Origin of the sequence: Halobellus inordinatus (assembly GCF_024464655.1) — an archaeon.
GTDB lineage: Archaea > Halobacteriota > Halobacteria > Halobacteriales > Haloferacaceae > Haloquadratum > Haloquadratum inordinatus.
The window spans coordinates 116135-138024 of the sequence record NZ_JANHAV010000004.1 but is presented as its reverse complement, the minus strand read 5'-3'; the positions used below and the strand labels follow the sequence as shown (position 1 = coordinate 138024).

Genomic DNA, 21890 nt, shown 5'->3' with positions numbered 1-21890 from the left:
AACCAGAGCGGACGCTGTACCCTGATCTACTGCCGTTGAGGTGTCGCAGTAGGAGAAGACGTATTCACACCGCGCACTCGAGTTTCCTTTGACGTCGGGTCCCCCGTTTTTCTGAATATACGCGGACGCCCTTGAGCCGCTTATCACGGAGAATTGTAACGAGTGCTTCACGTCCACACGATGGACACGCGACATTTGTCCTCAAGAATCAGTTGTTAACGTTCCTAGAATCTGCACTGTTCAGCCGTGCCGGTCCGCAGTCCGGTCGAGGATGAACTGGTCGACAAGACGGCCCGTGCCGCGTCGGATCGTCTCACTCGCGCTCGATTTGTCCACTCCGAGCGTGTCCGCTAGCTCGGCGAGCGAACACTCTCGAGGCACGTCGAAGTAGCCGAGACGGTGTGCAGCGGTCAAGCATTCCCGCTGGCGGTCGGTCAGCACCGAGTCCCGTTCGTCGGTGTGGCTGAGCGTCAGGAGATCGTACCGGCGACCGGTCTCGTCGAGTGTCGAGCCGAACGCCTCGAACTGTTCCTGTGTCGCCGTCAGGTCGAACTCCATCTCACCGTCCTCGACGACGATCGGGAACTCCGGCGGGAGCGAGGACCCCCAGAGAAATTCGTACAGGCTCTTCTCGTCGGCTTCGTACTGCCCGATGGCGCGGTCGGTGTCGCCGTACAACTGTTGGTACCCGACGATATCGGGATGCCCCCGAATCGCATCGGTAACAGCTGCGGGATCCGCTGCCCGCACCTCGCCGAGTTCGAGCGCGCGGTCGCGCTTTGGGACGCCCGTGAGTAGTCGCAGCGTCGCGTCCGGAAACGAGGTCGACACCTCGGTAATCCAGATGTCCTCGGGAAGTACGAGGCGGAAGCGTGCACGGATCACTGTGACGGCTCTCGGCGTGGATCTCGTCTCTGTGGCACGGTCGGTGGGTGTTCGCCCTGTGCCGAGAAAAATATCCCTGCAGATGGAGATTCTATCGTCGCGCTTGCGAGTCTCGCTCCCCCCAAGATGTTGGGCTACCACTCAACCCGCTCCCGACTGTGCTTCATAGCGATGACAGAAGGCCGCCAGCGGACGGACGAACCGATCGAACAGCGGGTCGCTGCCGAGCGCGACGAGACGTTCGTGGTGTTCCACATCGGACTTCGAATCAACGCGTTCTGGAAACTGCACCGGTGGATCCCGCTCTTTTTGGTCGCGCCACGGATGGTCCGCGAACTCCTCGCCGATCCCGATTCGGGCTTGCTCGAAAGTCGGACCGTGGTCGGCCCCGGTATTCGGAACGTGGGATTCGTCCAGTACTGGGACTCCTTCGAGGCCCTGCGTGCGTATGCGCGTGATAGCGACCGCCTGCACTTCCCCGCGTGGCAGGAGTACTACGACACCGGGACGAAGGACGATGCCGCAGTTGGTATCTGGCACGAGACGTACGTCGTCGACCCCGACAAGTACGAGACAGTGTACAACAATATGCCGCCCCACGGACTCGCGGCGGGCGAGGGTACGGATATCGTCCCCGCCTCGGAGCAGCAGCACACGGCGGCGGGTCGAATGGGTCGGACCGACGGGACCGATTCGCCACTCCAGTCGACAGAGTGACGCGAGCGAACGGGGACGCTCTTTCGGGGCTGTGAGACGCGACGGGAGTGATGGCAAGCGTGTCTGCTCGGGCGAATCCGTCCTGTGTTCCGAGTAAGATCAAGCGCGAAGTAGTCTGCCGACAGGATTTCACACCTCGGGGCGTTCTCTGAGCAGGACGTCGCCTCCGGCCGTCACGCGGACTCTGTACCCCAAGTACTCGAAGTCAACCATACCTGCGTCTCGGTCGGGGCCTCCCTCTCCGGACTCGAATATCGCATCGAGCGCGTCCGGATCGACCACCTCGAACAGCGGCTCGTCGATTTCCGCTGGGTCTTTCCCTTCGACCTTCGCGACCCGTTCCAAGACCTTATTTGAAATTGACATCTACGATACTGTGACGCGCCGGCTAAGTGTACTTGTGTCGTTATACCATTCTCAAAATTTGAGAACTATACCGGTTCGTATATCACACTCCCCGGATCTGGCTCGTCAAGTAACGGGTGCGGACGCTGTATCCCGGCGACCCCTGGCTGCCTCGGGTGAGCACCTGACCGTTCAATAGAATAAACTGTTCTGCCTCTCATCTATCCTTCTGGAATGTGTGAACTCGGCGAGGTTGTGGGTTAACCCCCGCCCGCGGAAGAAGTAAGCGGTCCTTGTGACGGCGAGATTTTCGACCCCGAGGACCGTCCCGTCCTCGGCAGTGTTCCGCTCGGCATCGGTCTCGGGTTGGCGGAAGCCGACGCAGTCCGTGGATTCAATAGAGTCATACAAACAAAACCGCTCGCTAGTTCGCCGCTGTCATCGAACAACATCACAGCGATCTCGTTGCGGTCGCTGTGGATGCAACCAGTGGGGAAGAAATCAAACAGCAGTCGGTTTTTTCGCCGAAATCGGTATCAGAGATTATATATCAGTGGTGACAGATAGTAGGGGGTACAATGGCAACTGCAGAGGCCGGTACGACCGCAGACAAAGATTTCTCACAAGAGATTGTCAACGGAAAGGCTCTCCCTGAAGACGAACTCTGGGATGTCCTCACCAGTAATTTGCGTCAGGTAATGGAATCAACGGGTGCTGCAATGCGGATTGTGGACCTCGATTTCAACGTCGTCGTCGAAAACCAGCTGATGAAAGACCTAGGCGGAGTCGAGGCTGAATCGAGTGAGACGCTCAAATGCTTCGATCAGTTCTGCAATCCAGAGGTATGTGGAACGGGTAACTGTACGCTGAAACAGGTCGTCGACGAGGGCCAAGACGAGATTCGCGTCGAGGTCGAAAAGGAAAGCTACGACGGACAGATTATCCCGACCGAACTCGTCGTACGTCCTATCTATGATTCTGCCGGCGACATCGTCGCAATCAGTGAGACGTTCCGTGATATCTCTGACCGTAAGTCGGCAACCCGAAGCATCAAATCAGCTGTCGACGAGGTCAAAGTCTCCTCAGAGGAGATTGCTGAAAACTCTCAGGATATTAGTGATCAGGCGATGCAACAACTGGAGTCGATCACGAACGTCTCCCAGGAGGTGTCATCGCTTAGCGCCACAGTCGAGGAAATCGCAGCGACAGCTGACGAAGTCGAATCGATCAGCGAGCAGGCCCGTACTCAGGCCGAAGCGGGTGAGGAAAAGGCTGAAGAAACGGTCGAGATGATGGACGACATCGAGACTGCAGCCGATGAAGTGACGAGCGACATTCGGGCGCTCAACGAGAGTATCCAAGAAATCGACGAGCTCGTCGACGTCATTAACGATATCGCTGATCAGACGAACCTGCTGGCGTTGAACGCCTCAATCGAAGCAGCCCGCGCTGGCGAGGCTGGCGATGGCTTTGCGGTTGTCGCCGATGAGGTCAAAAGCCTCGCGAACGATTCACAGGAACGCGCTGCCGAGATCGAAGCCATCGTCGCCGATGTGCGAGCTCAGACGTCTGAGGCAGTTGACAACCTCGAAGCGACGAACGACGTCGTGCAGGACGGCGCTGCGAAGGTACAACGCTCCAGTGAGACGTTCAAAAGCATCGCCAACGTGGTCGAGGAAGCCTCAGACGGGATCACCGAAGTGGCGGACGCCACGGATGATCAGGCGATCAGCACCGAGCAGATCGCCAGTCTGGTAGATGAGACTGCCGAAGACTTCGAACGGGTGACCGATGAGGCCGAGTCGATTGCCGCGGCGAACGAAGAACTGACTTCGCGAATTCAAGAGGTGAGCCGGGAAGTAGACGATCTGAACTCTCTGGACGTCCAGAGTCAGCTGTGACGATTCACTCTTCCGTGCGACGCGCTCAGGAGTGAGATCAAACAGCTGGAGTCGCCTCTGCCTATTATTCCTATATATTTGAATAATTGTAATGCATATACAATATTCAATATCGCAGTTAGAATCAGATAGGCCAATAATTTGAAATTAGGATCAAGCAATAGACTTGTGAAAGAAGGTAAATATTGTATTCTGTAGGCACATCATACTATAGCCAGCGAAGAACAAGTTCAATAACGTAGACAGATTAGTTGCTTGTAATGGTGGGGCCAGATGTTAGACAACGGTTACTCGTGGTGCTCGTTCTCGTCTGCGTCTGTGGGCTCTCTCTGGCGTCCCCTGTCTCGGCCGGGGAGCAGCCGAGAGGAAACGAGAGTCTCAAAACGGGTGTCGGGCTTGCACAGACCGGGTCGGCAGAGTTCACTGTCCAAGCCGTTTCCAAAGCGGACGTGGTGCAAGGGGACACGTTCGATGCGAGGATGAAAGTCACCAATACGGGCGATGAAACGGACACGCGAACGTTGACCTTCGACGTGGGATCGATCCACCGCGAGACGGAGATGAGGCTGTCGCCGGGTGAGACAGACACGTGGTATCTGACGGTTGACAGCGATCCGCTCTCGGCGGGTGAATATACGCAGTATTTCCGGACGCCATCGGACACTGACGATCTGCCATTGACCGTCAAGGCAGGTGAGCCAAACTTTCTCGTCGGTAACCTCCGGGTTGAGCAAAACGGCGAGACAGTCTCGCGGATAGACAAGGGAGAGTCGGCGGAAATCAAGTACGCACTCTACAATGACGGCGAGGGGAGGGACGGACAGTTCGCGAACTGCTATCTCGCAAGCTCACACGTCGGCGACCAGTTCATCGAACTGGAGCCGTCAGAGTCCGAGACTGATCTGTCTTGTTCGTTCGATACCGACGATTTGTCTCCCGGACGGTACGAATACGGCGTTGAGTCGGACGACGACTCGTGGTACAAGGACCTCTATATCGACAAGCCGCCACAACCGCCGACGATCACGTCTGCGTACCCCTCCGGAGACGTCAAACTCAATCACGAGACGGGTGACTCCGAAACATTCAGCGTCGACGTTTCCGATCCCGACTCGGATTACGATGCCATCTCGACCGAGTGGTCTGTCGACGGTGTCGGCCGCGGGACTGCTGACGAACTCACCGTCTCCGCTGATGACCTCTCGCCGGGGGTGCACACGGTGAGAGCGACCGTTGACGACAACCAAGCCGAAACCGAGAGTGTGAGCCGCGAGTGGTCCGTTCGCGTCGTCGTGCCACCGAAAATAGATGGAAAAGCACCGCAACAGCCCTCAGTGAATGTCGCTCCGGGCGAGTCGGCCTCATTCGACGTCGAGGTCGACGATGCTGATACGCCTGACTCGAACATCGACGTGTGGTGGGAAGTCGATGGCGACCGATCTGGGTCCGGGCAGTCATTCGAGATAGACAGGAGCGCACTTGGATCCGGCAAGCACACGGTGAGCGTAACCGTTTCCGATGGGACAAGCCTCACGGACAACGCACGGGCTGAATGGACGATTAAAGGCCTCTCGAAGCCACAGATCCACAGCATCTCGCCGTCACGTTCGTCAGTGGCACCCGGCGAACCGGTCTCGTTCTCAGTCGATGCGAGTGATCCGAACGGGAAGGGTATCGCGACCGTACAATGGGAACTCGCCGACCAACAGTTCTCTGGGACGACGGTAGAACACACGTTCCAGCAAGTCGGTACTGTCGACGTGGAGGTGAGCGTGACAAACGAAGCTGGGATCACCACAACCAAATCCAGAGAAGTGTCGATCGAGGCAACACCACCGAACGTACAGGGTGCGGGCCCGACACAGTCGGTCGTCGCAGTGGGGGAATCGCTCCAGGTCAGTGCTAACGCGACCGATCCGAAGGGGCGGTCGCTCTCCTTTGATTACCGGTGGGAGTTGGGCACCGAAGAAGTCAGCGAGCAGCAATCGACGACGGTGAGCTTCGACGAGGTCGGGCAACATAAGCTCACGCTGACAGTCACGAACTCCTATGGGGCGAAGACAACCCGGATGTACACGGTTCGCGTCCGCAATGACCGACCATCGGTCGACCGTCAGCAGCCGACTGACAAATCCATATCCGTCCTGTCACAGAACCCCGTCCGGTTCGCCGCCCAGGTTACGAACCTCGACACCTCGACGACGACCGTGGCGTTCCAAATTGGTGAGTCCACAGTCGAGACACGTAATGTCGACAGCGACAGACAGCGCGTCGCGTTCCAGCACACGTTCGACACGCCCGGCGAGAAGACCGTCACGCTCGTCGCTCGTGACCAACACGGGGCCGAGAACGAAGTCACGTGGGACGTGAACATCAAAAGCCGACCACCGCGCTTCGTCGACACATCGCCGAGTCAGCAGCGGCTCTCGCTGATGTCTGGGTCGACCGCCTCATTTTCGGTGGACGCGCGTGATCCCGAACAGGAAGGAGTGACCTATCAGTGGTCGCAAAACGGGAGTACAGTCGGTACTGGACCGTCACTCGAGCGGACGTTCGACGAGGCTGGGACGTACAATGTCACCGTTGAAGCGGCAGATCCGCGGGAGAGTGCGAGCACTCGATCGTGGTCCGTCGACGTCGATAGCTTCAGTGAACCGCCGACGCAGAGCCTGCACCTGACGAACATCAAGATCGATCCACAGAGTGAGCGGACTACCAAGACGTTCCTCACAGTCTCGATGGAGAATCCCAGCTCGAACGACCGCACTGTCGTCGTCGACTTCATCATCGACACGCCGGACGGCCTCGACGTCGTCCGAATGCGAGGCGTCGATGCGGCAAACAAGGCGCAGATCACGGGGAAGGGTCGTATTGACCCTGGGTCGCAGCGCTCGATGCGCGTCGGCCTTCGGATCGCAGATGAATCGCTGATCGGCTCCGACGTCCCTATCGATGTCACGATCCGATACTACCCCGCCGGTCATCCAGAGGACCTGACCTACATCCGACAGTCCAACGAGACGATCAGCATCCGTGGGCCGGGTTTCATTGAACAGCTTTCATCGTGGTTCGATGGCGTTCTTGGCGGTGTTTTCGGGTCTGTGACCGTACCCGACGCGTAACGAGAGGGAGCCAAGAACCACTGGACCGGACTTTTTCCGCCCTTACCGGAAGACGAGGACGAGAAGCGCACCGACAATGAGCCCACCGAGTGAGTATAGAATCGTCCGGTTGTCGTCAGGTTCCGAGGTCGGTGTCTCACCGAGTGGTCCCGGATTCGGGGTTTCGGTGTCGATCTCGATCGAGAACCCACTCAACCGATTGCTCTCTTCTGGGTACCCAACCGGGAAGTACTCGAAATCGACGATGAGGACTTCTGAGCCGACGTCCCGAGAGAAGACGTTCGCCGACATCGTTACCGCCTCACCTGGTGAGACCCGAAACGACGACGTAAGTTGTCCCTGACCACCGCTGTTGACGTTATCCGTTCCTGAGACGTACATCCCCGATGGAAGCGTCAGTACCATCTGCACAACGAGTGGACAGGGGTTTGAACGTGGAGCGGTCGCCTGCCCTGAGATTTCGGCAGGCGTATCGGTGGTGATGGTCTCATCTGTCGCCTTAATTTGGACGTGACTAATCCCCGTCGAAGCCGCATCTGATTGGGTACACGGTGTATCCGTCGTCGCCCCGAATGGCGTTGCATCATCGCTCAGTGATGCCTGTACGCTGCCCGCAGCGCTCGTGAGTACGAGTACGCCCACCGCAAGCAACACAATGGCCGTTCGCCAGCGTCTCGAAGTTGATCCCCTACTCATCGTTCCTGGTTCGCAGTGCTGATTACCATCGGTTTGAACGGTCTCGTGAGTTGTCGTGTGTGCGGCATCCGGACTAGCTATCCGTGACGATGATCGGAATGGTCCCTTGTCGCGTCTGTTCGTCCCCCTCGTCGAAGGAGTAGTTGGCGATTCCCTCAATTTCGAAGTGTCCCGTGCGCGTGGCCGCGAGTCGAATACTCGTCCCTGCGCTCTCACCGGGTGGAAGGTTGAATGTCGCCGCATACTGGCCGGTGCCGCTCTCAGCCAACGACGTGCCGCGGAGGCTCATCCCGCTGGGAACTTTCAACACCAACCGAATGGAGAGGCGCTCGTCAGGATTGAGGTTGACAGCGCTGAACTGAAGCACGGCTGTTTCGTCCGTGCTGATCCGCGTGGCTACGCCGCGGAGATGGAGCGAAATTCGGTCTGTCGACGTTGAAATCGGGTTCTCTATGTCTTGACTAGATGCCTCTGGCTCTTCGACGTAGACCGTTTTCGTCGTCCGGTCCATATTCAGCCCTGGGATGATTCCGAACGGCGCTGTCGTCCGGAGCGTTACGGTGTGTGCGCCACTCTCTTCGAACGCGTGTGTGACTTGCGCTCCTTCGGCATCGAAGTTCACGAGCCCCGGTGACTTATCGAAGAACCATTCCCACTTTGATGCGGTCGACTCACTCGCGTCGAACACGATCTTCTCACCGACCACCGGACTCGGTGGCGTATAGGTGAACGCTGCCTCTGCCTGGAGTGGGTTAGACGAGAGACACCCAGAAAGTGTCGTGAGAGCAGCGACAGCCCCACCACGGAGGAGATCTCGGCGCTTCACACGCTACAATAAGTAACAGTCCCAATGAAACTTTCTCGTCTTCCAGAACGCGGTCTGTCTCTTTCGCTGAGACAGGCGGACGGATTGGTTGCAGTTTCTGGGACCCAATAACCCTAACTCGTACCGGTTACGAGTAATGGATACCAGTAAATATAAGTAACTGGTAAATAACAGGTTAGAGTGTAGCCAATGAACACGAAATTCCGTATGGTCACTGTGCTGGTGCTCTCGCTCGTGCTCGTGGGGAGCACGATCGGGTTCCCACTAGCAGCCGGAGTTGCGAGCGCACAGGAGACGAACACCACTGCGACCGCGACGCCGACGTCAACGCCGACTGCATCGGATACCACGACCGCAGCCGCCTGTGAGGATCCGAGCCTTCCGCAGATGGACGCTGCCCGGCTCTACGCGCCTGTCCAACAGATCGAGGCCGGACAGCCCGGCCGCATCGAGGGTGGTTTCGACCTCGACAATCAGGCAGAGTGTCCTGTCGTGGTCGAGGTGCGACTGATGGTCCAGTCCGGGATGAGTATCAGTGGCGGTAGTGACTGGGGTTCGACCGCGGCCGGGATGGTCTCTACCGAGTTCACGATCACGCCGGACGGCTCTGACACTGAAGACATCGCCGCGAACGTCTACAGCCGAAACACCGGCGAAGCCCGTGTCGACGCCGAAATCGAATACTGGCCGGAGGGACACCCCGAGATGAGCCAGAACCTCGACAGCCAGCGGTTCTACTTCGATGTCACCGAACCGGCCACGGAGACGACCACTGGCGGTACCGGCGGCGGGAGCGATGGCAGCAGCATCCTGTCGGGTCTCTCGAATCTCGATTCGGAGATTCTGCTGTTCTTCCTCGCCGCACTCGCCATCGTGGGGATGATGTATATCGCTCCCAAGCTCGGCTTCGATATCAGCAAATAACCATCGGTCTCTCGCCCCAGCCATCCAGGGCCACTATCGACGCGCTCTTGGGGGAGTGACAGCGGGTCTCGCCGACGGAGATACGAAACGCAGCGACGTACAACCCAACCAACGGCAACACACAATGTTCGACAACATTTTTGGCGGCTCAGACGACGAAGACGACGACAAGAACGACGTCCAGCGAAACGGTGCCGATAGCGAATGGGACATCGAAGTAACGGGACACACCGGCTTTAGGAGCTCAAGTAGCAACGATAGCAGCTCCAGTAGTGGATGGTTTCGGACACACACCATCTCCCTCGATTTGGACTCAAGTGAGGGGACGGCGTCGACGGACACGCAGTCGCCGTCGCAGCCGGCCGTACCCGACGAGCCCACGACAGGACCATCGCCCGGATCCGGTTCGTACGACCGTGGGACGTTCGTGTTCCCCGATAGCCGCGACTTTATGCAGAAGGTCGAGGCACGCGGTCTCAACGGGGCACACAACCGCGTCGAAACAGTGTACGTCCTCGCAGGCAATTCTTATACGACGCCAACAGATCTGTTCCGACTCGACAATCCGTCGTACTACAAGTCAGCGACGCGTCGGAGCGTCGTCTCTTACAGTCGGAAGATGGCCAACAAAGTTGCTGCGCTCTATCCCAACGGCAAGGCGCCCAAACTGTTAGTCCGGTTCCACACGCACCCGGGCGGCTCGACCCGACCGAGTGACGCCGACAGACAGAGTGCTGCGCAGGTCAGAGACAACTTCGCCGACGCCTTCGGGACGGGCGACTTCGAGTTCTTCCAAGGGATCCACGCGTACAAGGACCACGGCAGTAACCCGTCGCCCTCGGAACGGCACTCGCCGACGGCCCGCAGCAATTCGGTCTCCTGGCGGGGCGAGCAGTATCGACACGAACTGGCCCTCTTCGGACCGAAGTTCCAGAACCCGCGGAAAGCAGTGGTGAGCGATGACTAAAAATAGCGAGAAGCTCCCAGCGGCGCTTCAGCAGCTGGACGCCGAGACTGCTGAGGGCCTTCGAGACCTCGCGGAGAATAACCCCGAGTTACTCCGAGAGACGCTCAGTGACCTCGGATATCTCCCGACTGTCAATCAAGAGTCGCAGGCGGCGGAGAAAGCAGCTAAGCTGCCAGACGCTCAGCGTCGCCTTGTGGACGCACTGCAGGAGATGGGGAGCCCCCGTACTGCCGAAGAGGTCGTCGATCTCATACAGCACGAATTCCCCGAGATCGTAGACGAGTTCCAGTCGGCAAAACACCGCCCATGGATGTCGACGCAGTTGAACGAACTCGTCGAGCGTGGTCTCATCGGTCGGTTCCGCGACGGACGAACGGTCAGATACACGTTCAAACCAACCGAGGCAGTTCGTCACTGGGCGCTGCACAACAACCGATTCGTCGAAGATCTCGAACGCGGGGCCGCCCGCGACATCGCCGACGATACCGGAATGCCCGTCCGTACGGTCCGCGAAGCCATCGACGAAATTACAGCGGAGAGTGACTGAAATGTCCGACCCAACGCAGGAACCCGAGCGCGATCCGAAAAACAGCACAGAGAACGAGCACTCCGATGCAGATTCCGTCGAAGATGGGGAGCCGTCGTCGGATGACGATGATGTCCGGCCGAATAACGTACGTACTGACCCAAGCGTGACTGTTCAGACAGTCACGGAACTTCACCGCCGGCTCCTCGACGTGGACAGCACAGTTGGTGACCTCGAAACGACGCTGACAGTCATCACCGAACTACTTGCGGCTGACGAGAACACAGCCGGTGAGGAACTACAGGGAGAGGTTACCGACGTTGTCGAGCAGATCGATGCGGCAAACGCACAACTTGACGAGATCGCAAGTGCTGCTCGTCGGTTGAAAAATCTGGTTGACGAACAGTCTAGCGACACATCGGGTGGAAGTGATGCCGAACCCAGTGGACGAGAGGGAACATCGGTCTTCGACGATGCCGATGAGTACGTCAGAAATACGGCCGCAACAACTCCCGACGATCAGTAGTACTTGCTGTTCACACTACATCTCACTAAATTAATAATTTAGAAGTGCATATTTTGTGGCACCCGAAAAAATATAAAATTCAATAGGTAAATAGTCCGTATGACCTTTCTGGATCCAACTCGTCGACGATTACTTCAATATGTCCCTGTAGTTCTTGGAGCTGGAAGTCAAATAGATGTCGCTCAAGCGACTGAAAATTTGAGTGCAGAGGGCTGGCCAATGGCCCAACATGATAAAAAACGAACGAGCAGTTCAGATGTTCTAGAAGCACCTGGTCCCCAATTAGAAACAGAGTGGTCTCGTAATTTGGGTGATCCTATCGGAGATATTATGGTCGTGGATGGAACAGTATTTGCGACGACATTAGGATCTACCAACGGATTAGCATTAAATGCGGAGACTGGAGAGGGAATCTGGAGTGGCCCAATAGAGACGTACCACAATGGATACATATATGGCCAAAATTCGTACTATGGTGACACTATTCACCAAATCGATCCCAGCAATGGTGAAATACGGTGGTCAAAGACTATCGAGACAGGAAACTCAGAGTACGTGAGCAGACTGATAGGGAATCGTGATTCGATAATTGTTGCTGTGAAAGAAGACGGATCCCAGCGAACCGGGAGTCTTCATTCAATTTCAATCGATGATCAACGGCAACAATGGGTACACGACCGAGTCTCGGTGGGGGGGATGGCAATTGCTGATGGGTCCGTATATTTCGCGGACTATGCAGGCCCTATTTCGCTCCACAGTATTGACCTGAATGATGGGACCTCCAACTGGGACATTGAAGTCAACAGTTTCGACGTTGGAACACCCACAGTCCAGGGAAATACGATCTACCTTCCAAATTCTGATGCTGATTTGATGGCCTTCGGTGCAAATCTGGGCACCAAAAAGTGGGAGTTCAACACCCCCGACGACAACTTCGGTTCGCCTGCTGTTACTGATGAATATGTAGTCAGTCCGCTTGGTGAAGGTGTCTTTTGCCTGTCAAAGGATATGGGAATAAACTGGGAGTTCCAAGTCGAAGAGGACTGGGCGCCGGTTGGTGGAGTGGCAGTCGTACGGGATAAAGTGTATTTCGGAGCGCGCGACGGCAATTTTTATGTGTTAGATTTGCATACGGGTGAAGAATTAAACCGGTTTGAGACGGACAGCGAGATCGTTGGATCGCCGGCAATCGCGTATAATAAAGTGTACTTTGGGACAGAGGATGGGACAGTATACGCTTTGACTGATCAGCCGAATAAACGACCTGACCCCGATTTCAGTTATTCACCTAGAAATCCCCGTGTTGATACCGAGGTGACATTCGATGCAAGTGAATCGACTGATGACCGGTCGATCGTGGAGTATGATTGGACGTTCGGGAATTCAAATCTTGGTCCCGGTACTGGTGAAATTGTATCAAAAGTATTCGAGACGCCAGGCAGGAAAGATGTCGAATTAACAGTAACCGATGATCAGGATGCTTCTGCAACAATTTCAAAAAGCGTAGACGTCGTTCGAGCGAATCAGGTCCCAGAGGCAATTATCTCACATTCACCAAATGAACCAGAAGTTGGTGATTCAGTGACCTTTGAGGGAACCGCGTCATCTGACCCGGATGGAATGATTGAAAAATATGAGTGGGATATCGACCAGGATCCCAACTCAGGATATCATATTGACGGGGACGTTGTCGAATACTCCTTTGAGAGCCCGGTGATAAAAACGTCAAATTGCGAGTCACCGACGATGACGGACTCGAAGCCAGTACTGAAAAGCAAGTTACGGTGGTTCAACAGCAAGTGAATTTTGAATTCACGGGGACGCAAACAGAAATCACACTTGATGAGGATGCTATCATTACACTTAGCATCGTGAACTATCTTTCAAACAAAGAAGTAACTGTACAGTTAGTGATCAATACCCCGAGTGGCATATCTGTGTCCAGTGTGGCAGGTGCTGATTCAGGGTCAAATCAGTACAATGCAGTAGAAACTATCGACCCGGCAAGCCAATCGAGCATTAGTATTCGCTTGGCGGCGAATGAGCCAGGCGAATTCGATGTGGGTGGGATCGCAATATGGTATCGTGGTGACGATGAGGATGACGTCAATCGGTACACAGACAGTGTGACAATACAAGCTCAGTCAGAAGGCGGGTCCGCTGATGGAAGCGACCAGAACGGTGATCCGACATCCAGTGAAGCCCCCGGTTTTGGTATCGGCACGGCACTCGGGGGTGTCGCTGGTAGTTCCGCTCTCATCAAATGGCTCCACGACAGACGCCCGCGGGACTAGTTCCCGACAGATAGCCGAAGGGATGAAAGAGGTGTTGAACGCTCGATCCTCGTTGGCGGCGAAGGGCCCCCAGAACCTGAGCCGAAAATCAAAAGATCCGCGAAAGCCGTAGGCCTCAAGAAGAGCAGTCCCACTAGGGGACAGTGAAACTGTATATAGCGGTAAGTGGTTCACGCGAAGCCTGGATCTGTCCAGATCGGCTTCACGAGACAATCGCTACGCTCGGCCTACGGAATGTATTGAGATGCAGGCTATGGACCTCATTGAGCCGTGCCAACACGGGACGCGAGCACTATAGTAGCGTTTGCAAGTCTTCACGCACGTAATCCCACGCAGTCGTGCGGTTGGCTGTGTAATCAGTTGCAACGTTACTATAGAAGACTCGATGCTGATTTGAGGTGCACACTTACACTCGGCACCAGCCGAAGCTACAGATACTCGTCGAAGATGTCCGCAAACTCGTCTTGCACGAGATCTCGCATTGCATCTGCACGGGCCTGTCGACGGGTGCGTTCGTCGAGATAGTTTCGTTCAGAAACGGACGCATCCCGACTGCCTTGAGAAGCAGCGACAGCCGCAGTCCCCGCTTCGATACTGGGGCGTTGCTGGCGGTACAGGCGGTACCAGGTTCGGCGTCCCATCTTTGGGAGCGGATGAGTACCGTCAATGTCCACGTCAGCTCGTTCGCCGAGATCGCGGAACCACCGCCGCGCTGTCTGTGTCGACATCGGCCGCGTGATCGATTGACCCGGGAGGAGATAGCCAGTCCACTCGTCGTTGTCTGCGAGGGTATCGATCCGATCAGAAACAGCCTCAACGCCGACGAGGAGTTCGACGGTGTTCCGGGTCCGGCGGGCGTTCTTCCGTTGGCCAGCCTCGAATTCGATGTAGGGGACGTCGCCTTCCTCCGGGTCGAGAACGAGTTGATCGACGTGGAGTTCACACGCCTCGATCGGACGGAGCCCCCAGCCAGCAAGCGCGAGGAGGAGAAACCGTTCGTCAGCATTGCCAGCTTCGAGGAGTGCAGAGAGGTCGCTCCGAGAAAGTGCAGGATGATCGTAGATCGGGTCTTCGTCCCATCCAAACCGGTTCAGGAGGTTCTCAGCCGGGTTGTAGAGGCTGCGTCCCATCTCTTCGAGAAACGTGTACCAGTTCTTCACCGCGGAGACGTACTTTTTCTTCGAGGCGAGTGTCCCCAGATCGTCGTCGAGCACGCGGAACGTGTCGCGCACGCGCGCTATTTCGTCGGGTTTCGTGGTTTCATCGAGGAGTGGCGAGAGCAAGTCGTCCGTTTCGTTGACCTCATAGTAGGTCGTGACGTACGTCCGCAACCGAGAGCGGCGCGGTCCCACGGTCGTCGGGGCGCGCCCGCGGTCCCGTTCGAGTTCTTCGAGGTAGTCTTCGAGCCCGCGGATCGTTGGCACGTGGTCGATACCCCATTCGTCGTCGGCATCATCAGAGTTCGGTGGGAGGCCGACGGCGTCGTAGAACTCACCGGGTGAGAGGTCGTGCTCACGGCGTAGTCGCTCGACGAATCCGGAGTAGTTACGCTTCAGCCACGCGTACGTGGGCGTTTCACCTTCGGGATCGATGTCGACATCTGCGTCAGCGCGAAGTGTAGGTGCGATTTCCTCACGGTAGAACTGGGCGAAGTCGTCGAGGCCGTCGAAGCGTGCGTAGTTTGGCATCGTTAGATCGTACCTGCAGGGAGAAGCCGACTCGCTTCCCGGGAGTGTGATTCTAAGGACACGGTTTTGAGCACGTAGAGAGATACAGTCGAATTTCTTAGTATTTGTGGTGTAGTGTTGTCGGGGTGCGACAACAAAACAACACAGCTAACCAGAGATTATCCACCACGTTTTGATATACTACATATCGCTATACAAAATCGAGGATCGGGCCTCTCTATCGAATGCGGGGAGAGCAACTCAACCATACTCCAGAGCTTCAATAGCGTTCGCAATTCCCGACTCCGCCGAACGCACGCGGCCGTTCGATCAGCTGTGTACCGTTGCAAACACAACTAAAGAGACAGTTGTTTTCAACACCGGTGAGCTGACACTCCCGCACAGTTATCCTCCGACACCCACCCAATAACATACGTACTTCTGTTATTCTGTTGCCCAGCAAAACACAGTTACTTACTACGAGGTCACACCATCTTGACCTATTAATCCGCAGCAAGCATTCGCCCATCAAGCACTGACGACACCGCTCCCGAAGCGCATTCGACAACCGACGAACTTCTGGGCGGCGTCAGCGGCCCTATTGCAGACCTTCTGGACGAGAGAGCTAGTAGACGCTGCCAGCGTATCAACGGTTGAGCGTGTGAATAGCCAGTCCCCGTTCGTTGGCGGCGGCTTCGTAGGTCGCCTCCGACAGCGTCGGGTGAGAGTGTACCACTTCGGCGAGTTCGCTCGTCGTCAGTCCCTCCTCGACTGCGAGCGTGATTTCGGCGATCAACTCGGAGGCCTCCGGACCGACGACTTGCCCGCCGAGGACGACGCCGTCGTCGCCGCTCACGAGACGGACAAACCCCTCTGCGTGCCCGGTCGTGAGCGCGCGGCCGCTGGCACGCATCGGAAACTCCCCGACTGACACCGTGTGCCCGGTCTGTTCGGCTTCCGCTTCGGTCATTCCAACGGTTGCGATCTCTGGCGACGTGAACGCGACGGCGGGCGTCGCCCGGTCTTTCGACGCGGGATCCCGGCCGGCAATCTCGGCGGCGGCGATCTCGCCCTCCGTCGAACCGGCGTGCGCGAGCATCGGTTCACCCGCCACGTCGCCGACGGCGAACACGTGGTCGACGTCCGTGCGTCCGTACTTGTCCGTCCGAATGAATCCGTCCTCGTCGGGGTCGAGACCGATCTGGTCGAGATCCACCGTATCGGTAACTGGATTCCGACCGACCGCGACGAGCACCGCCTCGGCCTCGTATTCGTGACGAGCGTCGCCGTCGACAGATTCCGTACACACCACGACACCCTGATCGGTGGATCGACACTCCGAGGCGAGTTCGCCGTAGTTCGTTTCGATGCCGAGTTCCGACGCTGCCGAGGAAACGGGGGCGACCAGATCGGACGAGAACGCGGGCATCATCGTATCGAGCGCCTCTAAGACCGTGATGTCGACGCCGAGCTTCGCGAACAGCATCGAGAGTTCCATCCCGATGTAGCCCGCGCCGACGACGACGAGGCTCTCCGGAAGCTCATCGAGCTCGAGCGCACCCTTGGCGTTAAGCACGCCGGATTGGTCGAACTCGAACCCTGGCAGTTCGATTGGGCGGCTTCCCGTGGCTAACACGGCGTGCTCGAAGGTGAGTCGGTCCGACCCACCGTCCGACTGCTCAATGTGAACCGTGTGTTCGTCCGCGAACGTCGCGCGTCCTTCCACGAACGAGACACGGTTGGCTTTACAGAGCTTCTCGACGCTCCGGTTCATATTTCGAACGACATCGTCTTTCCACTCGACCATCTGCTGGAAGTCGACGTCGATCTCGGCCGTGATCCCCATCGCCGACCCATTTCGGGCCTCGTGGACGACGTTTGCCGCAGATATCAGCGCCTTCGAGGGGATACAGCCGCGGTTGAGACAGGTCCCGCCCAGGGCGTCCATCTCGACGAGCGTCACGTCGAGGTCGTACTGCGCCGCTCGGATGGCGGTGACGTACCCGGCTGGACCGCCGCCAACGACGAGGACCTCCGTATCGAAGTCGTCACTCATCGTTTTCCCCCACGTCCTGCCACGAGAGCCGCGGATTCCGTGCAGCACTCGTCTGGTCGATGCGCGCCGCAGCAGTCGTCGTCGGTGCATCGGCGAGTTCGTCGGACGTCTTGCGATTCGTCGCGGTGAACGCCGCTGCCAACACGTCGAGTTGCTCCTTACTCAACGCCTCGGTGGGCTCGGTCATCAGCGCCTCGTCGACGATCTCCGGCCACTTCGTTGTCGGCGGGTGGACGCCCTCGTCGAGCATTCCCTTGGCGAACTCAGCAGCGTCGACGTCGCCGGCGCTGGCGACGAACTCGTGGTGGAACGGCCCGTACGTGATGTCCAGATCGATCTGGGAGGCCAGATAATTCGCGTTCAGGACGGCCATCGCCGAGGTGTCTTTCAGGCCGCCGTCACCGAGCCGAGAGATATACGCGTAGGTCTTCAAAAGCACCAGCCAGTTGCCGTAGAAGCCGTGGACCTTCCCGATGCTTTCGGCGGGTTCGTAGAGCTCGAACGACCCGTCCTCGGTCTCGCGGACGTGTGGATCGGGGAGGAACTCGGTGAGTTCGTCGACGACGCCGATCGGACCGGCTCCCGGGCCACCGCCGCCGTGCGGCGACGCGAACGTCTTGTGGACGTTGTAGTGCATAATGTCGAAGCCCATATCGCCGGGGCGGGCTCGACCGAGCAGCGCGTTGAGATTCGCGCCGTCGTAGTAGAGCAGTCCGCCCGCGTCGTGGACGATGTCAGCGATATCGGCGATGTCGCGTTCGAAGAGCCCGAGCGTGTTCGGGTTCGTCAGCATCAGTGCGGCCGTCGAATCACCAACCGCCTCTTCGAGCGCGTCAACGGGGACTCGTCCGTCCTCGTCGCTCGGAAGTTCCACGACGTCGTAGCCGGCCATCGCCGCGCTCGCGAAGTTCGTGCCGTGGGCCGACGCGGGCACGATCACTTCGCGGCGCTGGTCGTCTTCGTCGTTCGATTGGTGGTAGGCGCGGGCCACGAGGAGACCGGTGAACTCGCCTGCTGCTCCAGCGGGCGGTTGGAGGGTGGCGGTCTCCATTCCGCCGATTTCCGCGAGATACTCCTGGAGTCCGTGGAGGATCCCGAGGGTCCCCTGGGCGTACTCGTCGGGACGGTCGGGATGGATCGCACCGTCCTCCAGCGCGGCCACGTCCTCGATGAATTTCGGGTTGTACTTCATCGTACAACTCCCCAGCGGGTAGGGGCCGTGTTCGACGGAGTAGTTCATCTGTGAGAGCCGCGTGTAGTGCCTCGCGACCTCAGGTTCGGCCGGTTCCGGGAGCGTCAGTTCGTCGCGCACCAACTCGTCCGGGAGGTCGACGTCGTCGTAGGTGACCGTCTGCGTGCGCTTTTCGGACAGGAGCGGTTCGTTGACCGGTTCGCCGGTGTCGGTTTCGCGCGTCCACGTGGCTTGTTGGTAGTTCATTCGAGTACCTCCTGGACGGCCGCGACAAGGCCATCCACGTCGTCGCTGTTGGTTTCGGTCACGCAGATCTGGACCTCGAACTCCCCGACTTCGTGGACGAGGAACCCACGGTCCGCCAGTTCTGAGGCAACCTCGCTTGCGGGGCGCTCCGTGCGCGCGACGAACTCGCGGAAGTGGTGCCGGTCGTCCACCGGGGCCGTGACGCCCTCGACGGCGTCGAGTCGAGCAGCGGCCTCAGACGCCGTCGCCACGCAGTCCTCGGCGAGCGCCGCCAGCCCCGAGGCTCCGAGCGTGGCAATGTGGATCGCCGTTCGGAGCGCGACCCACGCCTGGTTCGTACAGATGTTCGACGTAGCTCGCTCCTTCCGGATGTGTTGTTCTCGGGTCTGGAGGGTCAGGGTGTACGCACGCCTACCCTCGGCTGTCTCACTCGTTCCCACGAGTCGCCCAGGGACCTGCCGCAGATACCCGTCTTTGACGGCGAACAGACCGAGTCCCATCCCGTGGCTGGCCGAGAGGCCAAGGACGCTCGCGTCGCCGATGACGATGTCAGCGCCCACGGCGGCCGGCTCTTTCAGAAGCGCGAGCGCGACAGGGTCAGATCCCAGGCAGAACGCCGCCTCGTGGTCGTCTGCGAGGGTTGCGACCGCCGACAGTCGCTCCTCGATCGCCCCGCGGGCCGTCGGAGATTCGGCGTACACCATCACGACGTCCTCGTCGATCAACTCCGAAAGCGCGCCGACGTCGGTGTTCCCCTCGGCAAGGGGGTACGTCTCTACCGTCAGCTCCGCGCCGTCAGCGTAGTTTTCCAACACGCTGTGTCGCTCCGAGCGGATCGTCTCGGGGACGAGCACGCGCGATCCGCTGGTCTCTCGAACGCGTGCGGCAAGCAGCGCTGCCTCACCGAGTGCGGTCGCGGCGTCGTACATCGAACAGTTGGCGACGTCGAGCCCAGTCAGTTCGACGATCATCGACTGAAACTCGAAGAGCGCCTGGAGGAACCCCTGCGACGTCTCCGGTTGGTACTGCGTGTAGGAGGTCAGAAACTCAGAGCGCAACGAGAGGTAGTCGACGACCGATGGCACGTAGTGGTCGTAGTGTCCGCGACCGAGGAACTCCGTCCGGTCGGCATTCTGCCCGAGGAGCTCTTCGATTTCGGTCACGACCTCGTACTCGGATTTCGCTTCGATATCGAAGTCCCCGTGGAACGCGACTGCCTCCGGGACGTCGAACAGCTCTTCGACGCTGTCGGCGCTGATCGCCGAGAGCATCGCATCCACTTCCTGTGGCGTCTGGGGCGCGAAGGGGCTCGATTCGTCCAGTTCGTGTGGGTGGTCCGTTCCGTCGTGCTGTATGCGTTGCATTGTCGTTATTCGATCTGCTCGCAGTAGTCGTCTGCGTCGAGTGCGTCGTCGGGTACCTGTCCGTCGATCTCGAAGAGCCAGCCGTCGCCGTACGGGTCGGTGTTGAGCAGTTCCGGCTGATCGAGAATCGCCTCGTTCGTCGCGGTCACCGTCCCCGAAACCGGAGTGTAGATGTCCGAAACCGCTTTGATGCTTTCGACGACGGCACAAGCTGCACCACTCTCCAGGGAGTCACCCTCGGACGGGAGTTCGACGAACACGACGTCGCCGAGTTCGTCCTGTGCGAAGTCGGTGATCCCGATTCGAAGGGTGTCCTCGCGGTCGTCGATCCACTCGTGTGAGTCGGTGTACAGTAAGTCGTCCGGTGTCTCGTGCGTCATCGGTGCTGGGGTTCCTGTAATGCGTCGTTCGTCATCGTCTCTGTGTCGAGCGTTCGGTGCGGATTATTCGCCACACGATTCGAGGAAGGGCGTCTCTACGACCGTCGCCTCGACGGACCGATCGCGGATCGATACGGTGAGTTCGGTGCCGGGCGAGGCGAGACTGGAGTCGACGTATCCAAGCGCGATCGGTATCCTGAGCGAGGGACTCATCGTCCCGCTCGTCACCCGTCCGACGGAGTCGCCGTCGGAGCGGATCTCGTGGCCGTGGCGGGCGATCGCTCGCTCCTCGATGCGCAGTCCGACGATCTGTTCGTCGGTCCCGTCTCGGGCCTGTTCTACGGCCGACCGACCGACGAAGTCCCCGCTATCGAGGTCGACGACGAATCCGATGCCGGCCTCGTAGGGAGTGTGCGGTTCGTCTTCGGGGTCGAAATCCTGTCCGGAGAGTAGCAGTCCGGCCTCGAGACGAAGGGTGTCTCTGGCGCCGAGCCCACATCGCTGGACATCGTCGAACAGAGTGTCGATCGCTGTCGCATCGTCACCGGGGAACAGGATCTCGACACCGTCTTCACCGGTGTATCCGGTCCGGGCGACGAGGCACTCGACGTCACCGATCGAGGTCTCCGTTACGGTGAACGGCTGCAACTCCTCGACTGAGTCGTCCGCTTCCGCCTCGACACGAGCCACCGCTTCGGGACCCTGCACCGCGATCATTCCTGTCTCGGCGGTCCGGTTCTCGACCGTCACGTCGAGGTCCCAGCGGTCGGCGTGCACGCGCAGCCGACCGTACAGAGGCTCGTCGTGGCCGGCGTTCGGTACGACGACGTATTCACTCTTGCTCGGGTGATCGTACACGACGATGTCGTCGAGTATGATGCCGTCGGACCGGAGGAAACACGAGTACTGTGCCGCGCCCGGTTCGAGGCTCCGAATGTCACTCGGGACGAGTCGGTGTAACAGCGTCTCCGCTTCGGGCCCGTCGACGACTAGCTGTCCCATATGGCTCACGTCGAACAGTCCGACACCGTCTCGAACGGCTCGATGCTCCTCCCGGATCGAGTCGAACGAGACCGGCATCTCCCACCCACCGAAGTCGGTGAAGTCAGCGCCAGCCTGACAGTGGGAGTCGTACAGCGGTGTTTGGTTGGATGACACAACGTACACTACACAACTGCAAGTATTTATGCGTTTTTTACTTAGATAACCACGTTTTTGTTGTATTTTGTCCCAATATATTTTGCGACACGTGAATG

The 21890-nt window shown here is 58.4% G+C and carries 19 protein-coding genes and 1 pseudogene; 9 read left to right on the top strand and 11 right to left on the bottom strand.

Annotation, left to right across the window (positions count from 1 at the left end):
• Positions 1 to 240 precede the first annotated feature (240 nt).
• Positions 241 to 885 (bottom strand): helix-turn-helix domain-containing protein, encoded by a 645-nt coding sequence (locus tag NO347_RS17260; RefSeq protein ID WP_256289362.1) that lies wholly within the window; start codon positions 883 to 885, stop codon positions 241 to 243.
• A gap of 171 nt (positions 886 to 1056) precedes the next feature.
• Here NO347_RS17260 and NO347_RS09470 point away from each other — a divergent pair, with 171 nt between their 5' ends.
• The gene (locus NO347_RS09470) at positions 1057 to 1602 is read left to right on the top strand and encodes a DUF4188 domain-containing protein (RefSeq protein WP_256289361.1); all 546 of its coding nucleotides are present in this window, start codon (positions 1057 to 1059) and stop codon (positions 1600 to 1602) included.
• A 129-nt stretch (positions 1603 to 1731) separates the two neighbouring features.
• On the opposite strand, the gene NO347_RS09465 is transcribed toward NO347_RS09470, so the two are convergent.
• Positions 1732 to 1968, bottom strand: coding sequence for a HalOD1 output domain-containing protein (locus tag NO347_RS09465; RefSeq protein WP_256289360.1), 237 nt, complete (start codon positions 1966 to 1968; stop codon positions 1732 to 1734).
• A 207-nt stretch (positions 1969 to 2175) separates the two neighbouring features.
• Positions 2176 to 2328: pseudogene (locus NO347_RS09460) on the bottom strand (RNA-guided endonuclease InsQ/TnpB family protein); the annotation flags it as partial.
• Between the two features lie 197 nt (positions 2329 to 2525).
• Here NO347_RS09460 and NO347_RS09455 point away from each other — a divergent pair.
• Together NO347_RS09455 and NO347_RS09450 are read left to right on the top strand one after the other, a co-directional pair.
• On the top strand, positions 2526 to 3848 hold the full coding sequence (locus NO347_RS09455) for a methyl-accepting chemotaxis protein (protein WP_256289359.1): 1323 nt from the start codon (positions 2526 to 2528) through the stop codon (positions 3846 to 3848).
• A 479-nt stretch (positions 3849 to 4327) separates the two neighbouring features.
• Positions 4328 to 6970 carry a PKD domain-containing protein gene (locus NO347_RS09450; protein WP_256289358.1) on the top strand — a complete coding sequence of 881 codons (2643 nt, stop codon included), beginning with the start codon at positions 4328 to 4330 and terminating at the stop codon, positions 6968 to 6970.
• Between the two features lie 42 nt (positions 6971 to 7012).
• On the opposite strand, the gene NO347_RS09445 is transcribed toward NO347_RS09450, so the two are convergent.
• On the bottom strand, positions 7013 to 7375 hold the full coding sequence (locus NO347_RS09445; RefSeq protein WP_256289357.1) for a hypothetical protein: 363 nt from the start codon (positions 7373 to 7375) through the stop codon (positions 7013 to 7015).
• A 364-nt stretch (positions 7376 to 7739) separates the two neighbouring features.
• Positions 7740 to 8492 carry a PKD domain-containing protein gene (locus NO347_RS09440; RefSeq protein ID WP_256289356.1) on the bottom strand — a complete coding sequence of 251 codons (753 nt, stop codon included), beginning with the start codon at positions 8490 to 8492 and terminating at the stop codon, positions 7740 to 7742.
• Positions 8493 to 8699: 207 nt separating this feature from the next.
• Between NO347_RS09440 and NO347_RS09435 the strand changes: the two genes are divergently transcribed.
• From NO347_RS09435 to NO347_RS09410, 6 genes are all read left to right on the top strand, one after another.
• Positions 8700 to 9416: a hypothetical protein gene (locus NO347_RS09435; protein WP_256289355.1), complete on the top strand. Its 717-nt coding sequence runs from the start codon at positions 8700 to 8702 to the stop codon at positions 9414 to 9416.
• Positions 9417 to 9540: 124 nt separating this feature from the next.
• Entirely contained in the window at positions 9541 to 10383 is an 843-nt protein-coding gene (locus tag NO347_RS09430; RefSeq protein WP_256289354.1) for a Mov34/MPN/PAD-1 family protein, read from the top strand.
• On the top strand, positions 10376 to 10930 hold the full coding sequence (locus tag NO347_RS09425; protein ID WP_256289353.1) for a hypothetical protein: 555 nt from the start codon (positions 10376 to 10378) through the stop codon (positions 10928 to 10930). Before NO347_RS09430 ends, NO347_RS09425 begins: the two co-directional genes overlap by 8 nt.
• Before the next feature lies 1 nt (position 10931).
• Positions 10932 to 11435 (top strand): hypothetical protein, encoded by a 504-nt coding sequence (locus NO347_RS09420; RefSeq protein ID WP_256289352.1) that lies wholly within the window; start codon positions 10932 to 10934, stop codon positions 11433 to 11435.
• A 99-nt stretch (positions 11436 to 11534) separates the two neighbouring features.
• On the top strand, positions 11535 to 13238 hold the full coding sequence (locus NO347_RS09415; RefSeq protein WP_256289351.1) for an outer membrane protein assembly factor BamB family protein: 1704 nt from the start codon (positions 11535 to 11537) through the stop codon (positions 13236 to 13238).
• On the top strand, positions 13220 to 13729 hold the full coding sequence (locus NO347_RS09410; protein ID WP_256289350.1) for a hypothetical protein: 510 nt from the start codon (positions 13220 to 13222) through the stop codon (positions 13727 to 13729). The genes NO347_RS09415 and NO347_RS09410 overlap by 19 nt, the downstream gene beginning before the upstream one ends.
• 428 nt (positions 13730 to 14157) lie before the next feature.
• Here NO347_RS09410 and NO347_RS09405 read toward each other — a convergent pair whose 3' ends face one another.
• The 6 genes from NO347_RS09405 to gcvT all read right to left on the bottom strand — a co-directional run bounded on the left by NO347_RS09405 (position 14158) and on the right by gcvT (position 21792).
• Positions 14158 to 15417: a tyrosine-type recombinase/integrase gene (locus NO347_RS09405; protein ID WP_256289349.1), complete on the bottom strand. Its 1260-nt coding sequence runs from the start codon at positions 15415 to 15417 to the stop codon at positions 14158 to 14160.
• A gap of 625 nt (positions 15418 to 16042) precedes the next feature.
• A complete protein-coding gene (gene lpdA / locus NO347_RS09400) occupies positions 16043 to 17452 on the bottom strand; it encodes a dihydrolipoyl dehydrogenase (protein WP_256289348.1) in 1410 nt (469 codons plus the stop codon).
• Positions 17445 to 18890 carry an aminomethyl-transferring glycine dehydrogenase subunit GcvPB gene (gene gcvPB, locus NO347_RS09395; protein ID WP_256289347.1) on the bottom strand — a complete coding sequence of 482 codons (1446 nt, stop codon included), beginning with the start codon at positions 18888 to 18890 and terminating at the stop codon, positions 17445 to 17447. Before gcvPB ends, lpdA begins: the two co-directional genes overlap by 8 nt.
• On the bottom strand, positions 18887 to 20254 hold the full coding sequence (gcvPA, locus tag NO347_RS09390; protein ID WP_256289346.1) for an aminomethyl-transferring glycine dehydrogenase subunit GcvPA: 1368 nt from the start codon (positions 20252 to 20254) through the stop codon (positions 18887 to 18889). Before gcvPA ends, gcvPB begins: the two co-directional genes overlap by 4 nt.
• A gap of 5 nt (positions 20255 to 20259) precedes the next feature.
• The gene (gcvH, locus tag NO347_RS09385; RefSeq protein ID WP_256289345.1) at positions 20260 to 20634 is read right to left on the bottom strand and encodes a glycine cleavage system protein GcvH; all 375 of its coding nucleotides are present in this window, start codon (positions 20632 to 20634) and stop codon (positions 20260 to 20262) included.
• Positions 20635 to 20697: 63 nt separating this feature from the next.
• Positions 20698 to 21792: a glycine cleavage system aminomethyltransferase GcvT gene (gcvT, locus tag NO347_RS09380; RefSeq protein WP_256289344.1), complete on the bottom strand. Its 1095-nt coding sequence runs from the start codon at positions 21790 to 21792 to the stop codon at positions 20698 to 20700.
• Positions 21793 to 21890: the final 98 nt, after the last annotated feature.

Excerpts from the sequence above, each read along its gene's own strand:
- NO347_RS09470 (WP_256289361.1), top strand. The coding sequence starts at position 1,057 with ATGACAGAAGGCCGCCAGCGGACGGACGAACCGATCGAACAGCGGGTC.
- NO347_RS09465 (WP_256289360.1), bottom strand. The coding sequence starts at position 1,968 with ATGTCAATTTCAAATAAGGTCTTGGAACGGGTCGCGAAGGTCGAAGGG.
- NO347_RS09455 (WP_256289359.1), top strand. The coding sequence starts at position 2,526 with ATGGCAACTGCAGAGGCCGGTACGACCGCAGACAAAGATTTCTCACAA.
- NO347_RS09450 (WP_256289358.1), top strand. The coding sequence starts at position 4,328 with ATGAAAGTCACCAATACGGGCGATGAAACGGACACGCGAACGTTGACC.
- NO347_RS09445 (WP_256289357.1), bottom strand. The coding sequence starts at position 7,375 with ATGGTACTGACGCTTCCATCGGGGATGTACGTCTCAGGAACGGATAAC.
- NO347_RS09435 (WP_256289355.1), top strand. The coding sequence starts at position 8,700 with ATGGTCACTGTGCTGGTGCTCTCGCTCGTGCTCGTGGGGAGCACGATC.
- NO347_RS09430 (WP_256289354.1), top strand. The coding sequence starts at position 9,541 with ATGTTCGACAACATTTTTGGCGGCTCAGACGACGAAGACGACGACAAG.
- NO347_RS09425 (WP_256289353.1), top strand. The coding sequence starts at position 10,376 with ATGACTAAAAATAGCGAGAAGCTCCCAGCGGCGCTTCAGCAGCTGGAC.
- NO347_RS09420 (WP_256289352.1), top strand. The coding sequence starts at position 10,932 with ATGTCCGACCCAACGCAGGAACCCGAGCGCGATCCGAAAAACAGCACA.
- NO347_RS09415 (WP_256289351.1), top strand. The coding sequence starts at position 11,535 with ATGACCTTTCTGGATCCAACTCGTCGACGATTACTTCAATATGTCCCT.
- NO347_RS09405 (WP_256289349.1), bottom strand. The coding sequence starts at position 15,417 with ATGCCAAACTACGCACGCTTCGACGGCCTCGACGACTTCGCCCAGTTC.
- lpdA (WP_256289348.1), bottom strand. The coding sequence starts at position 17,452 with ATGAGTGACGACTTCGATACGGAGGTCCTCGTCGTTGGCGGCGGTCCA.
- gcvPB (WP_256289347.1), bottom strand. The coding sequence starts at position 18,890 with ATGAACTACCAACAAGCCACGTGGACGCGCGAAACCGACACCGGCGAA.
- gcvPA (WP_256289346.1), bottom strand. The coding sequence starts at position 20,254 with ATGCAACGCATACAGCACGACGGAACGGACCACCCACACGAACTGGAC.
- gcvH (WP_256289345.1), bottom strand. The coding sequence starts at position 20,634 with ATGACGCACGAGACACCGGACGACTTACTGTACACCGACTCACACGAG.